We start from the raw sequence: 11,765 nt of genomic DNA, 5'->3' as shown, positions 1-11,765 counted from the left end.
GAAGCTACTATGAAAGGAAATATTTTTGATATACAAAGCTTTTCTGTTCACGACGGACCAGGATCAAGAACTGCTGTCTTTATGAATGGTTGTCCCTTAAGATGTGAATGGTGTGCCAATCCAGAAAGTTGGGAGATTCATCCTCATATTATGTTTTCTGAAAGTAGTTGTAAATATAAGGATGGATGTAGAAGATGTATAGATATTTGTAAAAAGGGAGCCTTTTCATTTCATGAAGAGGGAGAATGTAAATTAAATTTTAATATCTGTAAAGAATGCAAAAGCTTTGACTGTAGTAGAGTATGCTTTTACCAAGCGATAAAGGTTTGTGGAAAAGAATATACAGTAGAAGAATTAATGAGGATTCTTCAAAGGGATAGCCATTCTTGGAGTAAAGAAGGAGGGGTAACCTTTAGTGGTGGAGAGCCATTTATTCAAAAGGAATTTTTACTAGAAGCATTAAAGGAATGTAAAAAAAATTATATTCATACAGCCATAGAAACGACGGCTTTTGTAGATGAAGATTCATTTTTATCTGTAATGGAATATATAGATTTTGCATTTATTGATGTAAAGCATATGAATAGATATGAACATAAAAAAAAGACAGGTGTTTATAATGATGACATATTAAAAAATATAGGGAGATTAGCTAGATCCAATTGGAGAGGAAGATTGGTTCTTAGAATGCCTGTCATCAGAGATTTTAATGATACTTATGAAAATATTATGGATACAATAAGCTTTATGAAAAAGTGCGATTTGGTAGAAATCAATATTTTGCCTTTTCATAGAATGGGAGAATCTAAGTGGAGGCAATTAGGAAAAGAGTATAAATATAAAAATGAAGAAGCTACATCAGAAGAGAAATTAGAAGAAATACAGGATTTATTTTTATCTGAAAATATTGCTTGTTATATTGGAGATCATACAATGTTTTAGTTGACTTTGTTACAATATACTTTGTCAACAGTCTGAGCTGAGCTTATAGCTCAGCTTTTTAAATTCTAAAAATAGAATGATGAGTAGGATATAAATTTTTCACACATAATAAAGCTATAGAAAATAAAAATGGAGGGATCTATATGAAAGTGTACAAAAAAGGAATGCTATTTGGACTGGTGTTTTTATTGATATTTTCTATGTTTATGGGATGTACCCAAAACAAAAAGCCTGAAAATATAGAAGAAAATGTAAAAGCACCTACAAAATATCCTTTAGAAATTAAAGATGGAGAAGGAAAGAATTTAGTTATTGAAAAAGAACCTCAAAAAATAGTTTCTCTTTCTCCTAGCCATACAGAGATATTATACGGACTAGGTCTGAAAGATAAAATAGTAGGAGTTACAAATTATTGTGATTATCCTAAAGAAGCAACCCAAAAGCCTAAGGTAGGAGATGCATTTAATTTAAATGTGGAAAAAATTATAGAATTACAACCAGATATGGTATTTAATTATTGGCCTATGAAGGAGGAAATGAAAAAGAAATTAGACGAAGCTGGAATTGCTGTGGTTACTTATGCTCCTAAATCTATTAGTGAAATAAAAGATGCTATAGCAGGAATAGGAAATATTACAAATAAAGAAAAATTATCAGATAAAATGGTTGCTGATATAGACAATAAGAAAAAAGAGATTGAAGAGAAAGTAAAAAATGCGCCAAAACCTAAAGTTTTTTATGAAATAGAATATTCTCAAGCTCTATGGACAGCAGGAGATGGATCTTTTATTGATGAATTAATTACCATCGGAGGAGGAGAAAATGTAGCAAAGGATGTGAAAGAACCCTATGCTCAATATAGTATAGAAAGTTTAGTACAAAAAAATCCAGAAATTTATATTACCAATAATTCTAATATGCAAGTATCAAAGGCTAGTGATATCAAACAAAGACCAGGCTTTGAAAATATTAATGCCATTCAAAATAATAGAATAAAAATTTTAGATGGAAATTTATTGTCTAGACCTAGTCAAAGAGTGAAAAATGCTATAGAGGAAATGGCAAAAGCCATTCATCCAGAATTATTTTAGTAAAAATGTCTTTAGAGCAGGGGGAAGTTTATAATGATTCATATTGAAAAGAGAATGAAATGGAGAATCATATGGATATCCATGGGGATTATTTTGTTTTTATTATGTGTGGTGGCAACTACTATAGGAGTTGCAGATATAAAAGTAATAGATGCTTTAAAAATTGTTACTCATCAACTACCAGGCATGAAAAATATGATAAAAATGAAAGATATCCCTAAAAGTCATGAAATCATTATAAAAAGCATCCGCCTGCCTAGGATTTTATTATCTGTTTTAGTAGGAATTAGTTTAGCTATTTCAGGAGCAACCTTTCAAGGAATGTTTAAAAATCCAATGGCAGATCCTTTTGTAATAGGCATATCATCAGGGGCGGCGTTGGGAGCTACACTTGCCATTGTACTCAAAATAGATATAAAAATTTTGGGGATCAATACCATATCTTTATTTGCTTTATTTGGTGCATTAGGGACTACTTATATGGTATATAACTTAGCAAGAATAAAGTCAAAAATACCTGTGACTACCCTTTTATTATCAGGAATAGCAGTAGGACAATTCTTGACAGCCATTATGTCTTTTTTAATGGTTCTATATAGTAATGATTTAGAAAAAATAATATTTTGGACATTAGGAAGCTTTTCTACAAAAGGTTGGGAACAGGTAAAAGTCATTATACTTCCGGTTTTCATAGGATGGAGTTTTTTGTATTATTTTTCAAAGGACTTAAATGTCATGTTACTAGGAGAAGAATCTGCTAAAAATTTAGGAGTAGAAGTGGAAAAAACAAAAAGAATACTTTTGCTGATCAATTCAATTATTGTAGCCATAGCAGTATCTGTAAGTGGAATTATTGGATTTGTAGGATTGATTATTCCTCACATTGTAAGAATATTAGTAGGACCAGATCATAGAATATTAATTCCTGTAGCAGGATTAGGAGGAGGATTATTTATGTTATTTGCAGATACAGTTGCAAGAACTATCATAGCTCCTATAGAAATCCCTGTAGGGATTATTACTGCCATATTTGGAGGACCATTTTTTATATATCTTTTAAGGCAGAAAAAAAGCAGTTTGTCTTAGTAAGGAGAATAAATATGTCTATGGATGTGAACATTTCTAAATTATCATTTGGATACAAAGATACAAAAATCTTAGAGGATATTTCTTTTTATATTCCATCTAGGGCGTTCATGAGTATTATAGGACCCAATGGATCTGGTAAATCAACTTTATTAAAAAATATTTCATCTGTATTAAAGCCCCAAAGTGGAAATGTAAAAATAGGAGAAAAAGATATTCATAAAATGTCCTATAAAGAAATTGCAAAAATAATTGCTGTAGTTCCTCAAGAAACAAATATAGAATTTAGATTTACTGCAGAAGATATTGTTTTGATGGGAAGAAGTCCTCATATGAACAGATTGCAAAGTGAGAGCACAAATGATTATAAAATCGTAAGAGATGCTATGAAATCCACACATACAGATCATCTTAAAGATCGATTTATTAACGAATTAAGTGGAGGAGAAAGGCAAAGAGTGATTATTGCCAGGGCATTGGCTCAAGAACCTAAAATTATTTTATTAGATGAACCTACTTCTTCTTTAGATATAAGACATCAAATAGAAATTTTACAGCTTATTAAAAATTCAAACCAAAAGGAGGGTAGGACGGTGGTAGCTGTTTTACATGATATTAATTTAGCAGCAAGATTTAGCACTCATATTCTCCTTTTAAAGAATGGAAAGATTATAGGATCAGGAAGTCCAGATGAAGTGATTACCGTTGAAAATTTAAAAAATGCATATGGGATGGATATGGTTGTAGAAAAAAGTCCATATACCAACACCCCATATGTGATTCCTTTATAATGGATGAAAAATATTTTCATATGATATAAATTCTATCATTTAAACAAGAATATTTAATTTTTCATGATGAATAGATTTTTCTTCCTCTTCTTTCTTTTTAGCTGAAATACTATCTTCTTCTTCATATGATTTTTCAATAGACTCTTGAGTCTTTTTTATTTTTTTGTCTATTTTATTTTCAATTTGATGAATTTTTTGATCTAGAGCAGAAGCTTTTTTAAGTTTATCACTTCCACCTCCTCCCATTCTACCTCCATCGAGTTTTGCTTCAATTTTTAATATATTGGATTGCCCTTTTAAATCTTTTTTTACCCCATTTAAAACCTTTGATTGAGAATAAATAGCAGAGGCTTCTAAAAGATTATTCATAGGAGAATAGACAACGCCTTCTTGTTGAGGAGGATTTTTTTCTTGTTTTTCTTCTATTTCTTTCGTTTTATTTATTTTCTCCATTTGTTTTTCATGAATTTGCATATCTATTTGTTGTATTTGTTCTTGTAAAGGTTTGATTAATTCTTGCTTTACCTTTTGGGGAGCATCTCCTTGTTTAATTTTGTCAATTTTTTCTTGTGCTCTTATTTTTTGGTCTTGTAATAATTTTATTTCGTGGTCAGAGTTAGAATTAGATTGTAAAGAACTATGACCAATAGAATGATTTTGTGTAGGTGATATATTCATTATACTCTCTCCTCGTATAATATATTTAAAGTTAAAAATTTTCATCTATCGCCTTGGATATTGAGTCCTATTCCTAGATAATAGAAGTATGGAATAAGGATCTATCTGGATTAAGGCTGTTCTCTCCTGCAGCAAGACTGCATTTAAAGACTGTCTCCCAGCCAACAGGTGTACTGCAAACTCACAAGCTGTATCTCTTGCCTATCATACCGAATGTTAGTAGCTTCGGGCAGCTTATGATTGACAAGTATTGAATACTCATACGCGAGGTTGTTGCCATCCGGTTGGTAACTAGGGATAGGTTTCAGTATCCAAGCCGTTCCAAATTCATAGAAAGGAGGTCCTCTCCATGAAATTATTTGTTGGTATTGATGTTAGTTCTGAAAAACTTGATACTTGTTTTCTCACCAGTGAAGATCAAATTTTACTAGAAGTTTCTCTACCCAATAATGTTGTTGGTGCTAGTAAAATCAAAGAACATATTAGCCATTTCGCTGATCTAATTCGGTATGATCGTATTATAATCGGTATGGAAGCAACTTCTATTTACAGCTTTCATCCTTCAACTTTCCTATCAGAAGACTCTGAGCTTAAGTCTTTAGGAGTCGAAGTTGTTGTTATGAATCCTAAGGCTATACATCGGTTTAAAGGCCTATTTGAAGAAGATAAAACCGATAAAATAGATGCTTATCGTATTGCTGACTTTCTTCGCTTTGATCGTTTCAATACTTCCTTGATTAAAGAAGAACAATATATGGCTTTACAAAGATTAACTAGATCACGTTACCAGCTCATTGGTCAATTGACTGAAATGAAGCAACATTTTTTAGAAAATATTTATTACAAGTGTAATACCCTCACTAAAGAAATTGATACATCTGTCTTTGGTGCAACCATGATGGACTTAGTAACCGACTCTATGACTCTTGAAGACATCGCCAATATGTCTTTAGAGGATTTAGCTGCTATTTTACAAGAAAAAGGCCGTGGTCGATTTAGCAATCCTGAAAAGCTTGCGAAATCACTTTCAAAAGCCATTAGAGACTCTTATCGACTAGGAAAAGTCATGCAGAATTCAGTCGATGTTATTTTGGCTTCATATGCTATGATGATTAAAACCATAAAAAAACAGATCAAAGAACTTGATAAAGCAATTCAGCAATTATTTGAAATTTTACCTGAATCCAAATCATTGCTTAGCATTCCAGGCATTGGACCTGTTTATGCTGCTGGCATAATAGCCGAAATTGGTCAAATTCAACGCTTCGAAAATGAATCCAAAATTGCCAAATATGCAGGTCTTTACTGGAAGCGAAAACAATCTGGTAATTTTGAATCTGAAAGAACTACAATGACTAAAACGGGAAATCATTACCTTCGCTATTACTTGATTGAAGCTGCCAATTCACTTATGCGAAATGAACCCGTTTATAGAGAATACTATCTCAAGAAATATCATGAAGTTCCTAAGCATCAACATAAAAGAGCTCTCGTCCTTACTGCAAGAAAATTTGTGCGCATGGTGGATGTGCTGCTACGCAATCACCAACTTTATACACCAGAAAGGAGTGTATAATATCGAATAATATTCGATGCGCAATCCTTTCGTTTTAATCCTAATTTACCTTAGGTTTATTAAGTGCTGACTTTTTTAGAAAATATTATTGTAAGTTTAATCAAAACCTATCTTTTTCTATCTTGACTTATTACCACAAGTCTTTCTTATCATATATCGGCAAACTTTATGGAAAATATTAGAATATATACTTTAAGAATTTTATAAAAATAAGGTTTGCAATTTATATAAGAAATGTATACAATGTACATGTTTGACTGTTTGAAAAATTTAAAGAAAGAAGGATTGTAGTTGAAAAGAAAAAAAGCATTTTTAAGTTATGACATGAAAAATCTCAAGGGAGACATAATGGGAGGATTTACAACATCTGTTGTAGCATTGCCATTAGCATTAGCCTTTGGAGTAGCATCTGGAGCAGGTGCAAAAGCAGGTCTTTATTCTGCTATTATTACAGGAATTTTATCTACTTTATTTGGAGGAACTCCATCTCAGGTAAACGGACCAACAGGAGCAATGACTGTTGTATTGATTGAATTATATGAAAAATATGGAAGTGAAGCATTATTTGCTGCAATGGTTTTAGCAGGAGTTTTTCAAATTTTAATAGGAGTATTAAAGCTAGGAAAATATATTCATTTGATTCCTCGACCTGTTATTGTAGGTTTTACCAATGGGATTGGATGTTTAATTTTTCTAAAGATGCTTGGATACTTTCATGAAAGTCCAATTTTGGCTTTGGTGACAATTGGTGTTATGTTAGTTTTCCCTTTTATTACAAAAAAGGTTCCAGCTTCTTTAATAGCTTTGATTCTAGGGACTATAGCAGGAATTTATTTTATACCGTCAGGAGCTTTGGTAGGAGGTATTCCTAGTGGACTTCCTAAGTTTAGTATTCCTGTATTTAAATCTAGTGAATTAAAAGATGTGATTCAAGCAGGTTTTGTACTTGCCTTATTAGGGTGTATAGAGTCTTTATTATCATCTTTAGTAGTAGATGAGATGACAAAAACAAAGCATCATTCGAATCAAGAGTTGATTGGTCAAGGAATAGGAAATACTGTGGCGGCTCTCTTTGGATCATTAATTGGAACAGGAGCTATTGTAAGATCTGTAGTAAATGTAAATGCAGGTGGAAGGACAAGATTATCAGGTGTACTTCATGGAATTATATTATTGGTAATCACTTTAAAGTTTAGTCCTTTGGCTTCAAAAATTCCCCTTGCTGTATTAGGAGGAATTTTAATGGGTACAGCTATTCAAATGATTCAATACAATGCGACTCGTAAAATTACTTTTGCTTCTAAAAGAGCAGGAACTGTGATTGTGGCTACTACTCTTTTGACTATTTTTGCAGATTTAACAGTGGCTGTAGCTTTAGGAACATTACTTTCTATGTTTTATTTTGTAATGAGCATGGGTGATGGATATCTCAAAAAGTATGAAGTAGATGATAAAGATTATGATAAAAATATTGCATCCTATACCATAGAAGGACCATTATTTTTTGGAGTAGCTCATGCTATGATGAGTAAATTAGAAATGGAAGTAGAAGATGTAGATATTATTGTACTCAATCTTATGAATATGCCTGTAATGGATATATCTGGAGCTGTATCTCTTAAAAATATTAAGCAAGGACTAGAGAGAGAAGGAAAGAAGGTAATCTTAGCAGGAGTAAAAGAAAATATGCTAGATATGCTTTATGCATTAGAGATTATTTCAGAAGATGAAAAAGATTTATCTATGAATAGGGTAGGAAAGGCATTAGAGTATGCAAAGAATTTAGCAGAAACAGCTTAAAACAGTCTCATGAGAGGCTGTTTTTTAATATAAAGAAGATTGAAAAAATTTTTAAAATAGGATAAGATTTTATTGTCATGAGAATCATTTAAAAATGAATAAAATAAATGTTTACCTGTATAAAGGAGATGATCCATTTGAAGTATGATGTAATCATAGTAGGAGCAGGTCCATCAGGAATATTTACTGCACTAGAATTAGTCAGAAAAAAAACGAGTAAAAGTATTTTAATGATTGAAAAAGGAAAAAGAATAGATCAAAGATATTGTCCAAAAGAAAAGACAAAAGAATGTGTTTTTTGTAAACCATATTGTCATATTACAACAGGATTTTCAGGAGCTGGAGCTTTTTCAGATGGCAAATTATCTTTAAGTCACGAAGTAGGAGGAGATTTGCCAAAGCTTATTGGAAGGCATAAAGCACAAGAGTATATAGAATATACAGATCAGATTTATCTTGAATTTGGAGCAGAACCCAAAATAGAAGGATTAGAGAATAATGAAGCCATTAAAGATATTAGAAGAAAATCAATAGAAGCAGGTTTAAAATTAGTAGATTGTCCGATCAGACATTTAGGAACAGAGAAAGCTCAAGAAATTTATTTTAAAATACAAAATTATTTATTAGATCATGAAATAGATATTTATTTTGAAACAATGGTAGAAGATTTAGTTATAGAAAATGGAAAGATCAAAGCAGTAAAAGTAGCTGATTCTAAAACAAAGAAAAATAAAGAAGTAATCTATGGAGATCAAATGGTTATTGCTACAGGAAGAAAGGGAGCAGATTGGTTAAAGGATATGTGCTTAAAGCATCATATTGACCATAGTGCAGGAACGGTAGACATTGGAGTCCGAGTAGAAGTAAGAAATGAAATTATGGAAAAAGTAAATAATGTATTATATGAATCTAAATTGATAGGATATCCAGCTCCATTTAAGAATAAGGTGAGAACCTTCTGTCAAAACCCCGGAGGCTTTGTAAGTCAAGAAAATTATGATCATGATTTAGCCATTGTCAATGGACATTCTTATAAAGAAAGAAAATCAGAAAATACAAATCTAGCTATTTTAAGCTCTCATAATTTTTCTGAACCTTTTAACCAACCTATAGAATATGGAAAAAAAGTAGCAGAGCTTGTCAATATGTTGGGAAATGGAAAAATATTAGTCCAAAGATATGGAGATATACTAGATGGAAAAAGGACATGGCAACATGAACTAGACCAATCTAATGTAGTACCTACCTTATTAGATGCAGTAGCAGGAGATATTACTTCAGCTATTCCCTATAGACCTATGGTAAATATACTTCATTTTATTCAGGCTATGAATACAGTTGTACCAGGTTTTGCAAGTAGGGAAACATTATTATATGGACCAGAAATTAAGTTTTATAGCAATCGAATTGATTTAGATGAAAACTTCCATACAAATATAGAAGGGCTATATGCTTTAGGAGATTCTAGCGGATGGACAAGGGGACTTATGATGGCATCTGTTATGGGAGTGCTTATGGGACAAATGATTCACAAAGAAAGCTAAAAATTGAATATGTAACCATTTTGTAATGAAATTTGTAACTCTTATGTAACTAATTTCCTCACCTTCTTTGCTATGATGAATATACAAGATGACATGTAGGAGGAATGATTATGAATATGAAAAAAGTAATACCACTAGGAATTGTAGGATGCTTAGCTATAGGAAGTTTTTCTTTTGCTATGTCTGATTCTATAGAAAAAAATATAACCAAAAAGCCAGAAGTGCTACAATCTATACAAGAACAACAAACTCAAGATATCAAAGTAAAAGCAAAGGTAATAAAAGTTGACAACAAGCTTGTAAATGTTCAAATGAGAATTCCTGTGATTGAAGGAATGAAAGATACACATTATGAAGATCAATTGAATGATATTATTTTAAGCCATGCTATGAAAGATCAAGAAGAATTAGAAAAGCAAGCAAAAGAAAATGAAAAAATAGCGAAAGAAGAAGGTTTTGAAGTACATCCTTATGAATTATTTGTAGATTATAGTGTAAAAGAAAAAGACAGAGTATTTTCTCTAGTTGTTCAAACTTATATGTATACTGGAGGAGCTCATGGAACTCCTAGAACGGATTGTTACAATGTAGATTTAAAAGAATATAACGCAATGCAAATCAATGACTTGTTTAAAGAAAATGCAGACTATAAAAAAGTAATCAATGAAGAAATTAAAAAACAAATCAAAGAACAACAAAGTACAGAAGAGGGAATTTATTTTGATGGAGAAGAAGGATTTAAGTCTATTTCAGATACACAATCTTTTTATATAGAAGATGGAAATATAGTGGTATGCTTTGCAAAATATGCAATTGCTCCAGGAGCTAGTGGAGAACCAGAATTTAAAATTCCTTTAAAATCTTTGGAAAATATATTAAAGGATAAAAATATAATTCCAGTTTTAAATTATGATATAGAAAAGAAAGTAGTAGAAGATAAAGTACATCATCTAAAAATTGTTTACCCTCAAATTAAAAATTATAAAGGGGAACTTACTCAAGACGATATGAATCAAAGTCTACAAAAAATAGTAGAAATGTATAAAATAGATTCATATACAGATGTAAACATCAACTATGAAATTAAAAAGATGAATCATGATGTACTGAGTGTTCTTTTTACAGGAACAGGAAAAACTATGGGAAAAGATATAAATATTCAACATAGTGTAAACTTAGATATGAAAAAATCTGGAAATGAAATTGTTTTTGAAAATATTATTAAAAAAGATGAACCATCTAAAAAGGCAGTTATAAAAATATTAAATGATCAAGCAAAAGCATGCGGATTAGAAGGATTAGAAGCTGAAGGAATAAGAATTTATTTTAAAGCAGATCAAGTTTTCTTCTATTACATGCCACTAGATGATAGCGCTACTTCGTTTATAGAATTTGGTGTCTCAAAAGATGAATTAGCACCATATATGAATCATGATTTTGGAGAACTACTATAAGGTAAAATAAAAATTGCAGCTGTTGATACAGCTGCAATTTTTTCATTAAATTTTAAGCAACAGAAATCCTGAATGAAATGGAAGAAGGAGTACTTTTAAAATTGAAAAATATTACATTATATGGTAAAATATGTTGATTTCAAAATAGCCCTAACGCAATACAAGTTCAAATCAGTTGCATAAAAAATTTTATGGATTACATTAGGAGATTTTTTAATTATATTTTAAATTAATTTTTAAGAAATAGTATGATTTTAAAATGATTCTATAGTACTATAAGGTTTAATTGTTTTGTTAGGAAATATATAGTATTGGGAGGGTAATATAATGGATTTTGTGATAAATTCTATATTCCTTGGTTTAGCTTTGTTTGTAAAGTTACTCATTATTATGTATATTATGAGACGATATATGGATATAGCCAATGTTATTGGTGGAAAAATCATAAGTTATTTTAGATATGTATTAGGGAAAATTAAAATGAACTAGTGAAGATTTTGAACTATAGTAAAAAAAGGGGCTACTTAAAACATATAAAAACACAACTCTACTAATATAGTAGAGTTGTCTTCGATAGCTCATGGCGCCAACGAAATCTTTTCATTGCATTCAAGATTTCCGTTGCTTAGAAATAAGGAACATTTATTGAGAATTTGTGGAAATATAGAATAAGTGATGAAATGCTTAGCATTACACTGTTTGAGCATAGCGAGTTTGTAATGCTATTTTCGATCGTTTCTTTATTTTTCCAAACTTGAAAATTTAGTGACGGTTTTTATGACTTTGTCTACAAACTCTATACA

The 11,765-nt window shown here is 30.9% G+C and carries 10 protein-coding genes; 9 read left to right on the top strand and 1 reads right to left on the bottom strand.

The genetic code is table 11. The features are described from left to right. The first annotated feature begins 9 nt into the window (after positions 1–9). From hpdA to BN2409_RS01830, 4 genes are all read left to right on the top strand, one after another. A complete protein-coding gene (hpdA, locus tag BN2409_RS01845; RefSeq protein ID WP_053954965.1) occupies positions 10–942 on the top strand; it encodes a 4-hydroxyphenylacetate decarboxylase activase in 933 nt (310 codons plus the stop codon). A gap of 143 nt (positions 943–1,085) precedes the next feature. After that, a complete protein-coding gene (locus tag BN2409_RS01840; protein ID WP_053954964.1) occupies positions 1,086–2,033 on the top strand; it encodes an ABC transporter substrate-binding protein in 948 nt (315 codons plus the stop codon). A 33-nt stretch (positions 2,034–2,066) separates the two neighbouring features. Beyond that, positions 2,067–3,119 carry a FecCD family ABC transporter permease gene (locus BN2409_RS01835; protein ID WP_053954963.1) on the top strand — a complete coding sequence of 351 codons (1,053 nt, stop codon included), beginning with the start codon at positions 2,067–2,069 and terminating at the stop codon, positions 3,117–3,119. A 14-nt stretch (positions 3,120–3,133) separates the two neighbouring features. Continuing rightward, a complete protein-coding gene (locus tag BN2409_RS01830; RefSeq protein ID WP_053954962.1) occupies positions 3,134–3,910 on the top strand; it encodes a heme ABC transporter ATP-binding protein in 777 nt (258 codons plus the stop codon). A 39-nt stretch (positions 3,911–3,949) separates the two neighbouring features. Here BN2409_RS01830 and BN2409_RS01825 read toward each other — a convergent pair whose 3' ends face one another. Further along, positions 3,950–4,588, bottom strand: coding sequence for a FlxA-like family protein (locus BN2409_RS01825; protein ID WP_053954961.1), 639 nt, complete (start codon positions 4,586–4,588; stop codon positions 3,950–3,952). Between the two features lie 349 nt (positions 4,589–4,937). On the opposite strand from BN2409_RS01825, the gene BN2409_RS01820 reads away from it, so the two are divergent. The 5 genes from BN2409_RS01820 to BN2409_RS17085 all read left to right on the top strand — a co-directional run bounded on the left by BN2409_RS01820 (position 4,938) and on the right by BN2409_RS17085 (position 11,451). After that, complete coding sequence (locus BN2409_RS01820; protein WP_053954960.1) at positions 4,938–6,164, top strand: IS110 family RNA-guided transposase; 1,227 nt, start codon at positions 4,938–4,940, stop codon at positions 6,162–6,164. A gap of 291 nt (positions 6,165–6,455) precedes the next feature. Further along, positions 6,456–7,964 (top strand): SulP family inorganic anion transporter, encoded by a 1,509-nt coding sequence (locus tag BN2409_RS01815; RefSeq protein ID WP_053954959.1) that lies wholly within the window; start codon positions 6,456–6,458, stop codon positions 7,962–7,964. A gap of 137 nt (positions 7,965–8,101) precedes the next feature. Continuing rightward, the gene (locus BN2409_RS01810) at positions 8,102–9,508 is read left to right on the top strand and encodes an NAD(P)/FAD-dependent oxidoreductase (RefSeq protein WP_053954958.1); all 1,407 of its coding nucleotides are present in this window, start codon (positions 8,102–8,104) and stop codon (positions 9,506–9,508) included. Between the two features lie 110 nt (positions 9,509–9,618). Beyond that, the gene (locus BN2409_RS01805) at positions 9,619–10,962 is read left to right on the top strand and encodes a DUF3298 and DUF4163 domain-containing protein (protein WP_053954957.1); all 1,344 of its coding nucleotides are present in this window, start codon (positions 9,619–9,621) and stop codon (positions 10,960–10,962) included. Positions 10,963–11,289: 327 nt separating this feature from the next. Next, positions 11,290–11,451 (top strand): hypothetical protein, encoded by a 162-nt coding sequence (locus BN2409_RS17085; protein ID WP_199872894.1) that lies wholly within the window; start codon positions 11,290–11,292, stop codon positions 11,449–11,451. Positions 11,452–11,765 lie beyond the last annotated feature (314 nt).

Source organism: Inediibacterium massiliense (assembly GCF_001282725.1).
GTDB lineage: Bacteria > Bacillota > Clostridia > Peptostreptococcales > Thermotaleaceae > Anaerophilus > Anaerophilus massiliensis.
The sequence above is the reverse complement of the archived record's forward strand: the minus strand, read 5'-3'. Positions and strand labels throughout refer to the sequence as shown.

What these genes read in the sequence shown, in the direction of transcription:
- hpdA (WP_053954965.1), top strand. Translation starts at nt 10, where the DNA reads ATGAAAGGAAATATTTTTGATATACAAAGCTTTTCTGTTCACGACGGA.
- BN2409_RS01840 (WP_053954964.1), top strand. Translation starts at nt 1,086, where the DNA reads ATGAAAGTGTACAAAAAAGGAATGCTATTTGGACTGGTGTTTTTATTG.
- BN2409_RS01835 (WP_053954963.1), top strand. Translation starts at nt 2,067, where the DNA reads ATGATTCATATTGAAAAGAGAATGAAATGGAGAATCATATGGATATCC.
- BN2409_RS01830 (WP_053954962.1), top strand. Translation starts at nt 3,134, where the DNA reads ATGTCTATGGATGTGAACATTTCTAAATTATCATTTGGATACAAAGAT.
- BN2409_RS01825 (WP_053954961.1), bottom strand. Translation starts at nt 4,588, where the DNA reads ATGAATATATCACCTACACAAAATCATTCTATTGGTCATAGTTCTTTA.
- BN2409_RS01820 (WP_053954960.1), top strand. Translation starts at nt 4,938, where the DNA reads ATGAAATTATTTGTTGGTATTGATGTTAGTTCTGAAAAACTTGATACT.
- BN2409_RS01805 (WP_053954957.1), top strand. Translation starts at nt 9,619, where the DNA reads ATGAATATGAAAAAAGTAATACCACTAGGAATTGTAGGATGCTTAGCT.
- BN2409_RS17085 (WP_199872894.1), top strand. Translation starts at nt 11,290, where the DNA reads ATGGATTTTGTGATAAATTCTATATTCCTTGGTTTAGCTTTGTTTGTA.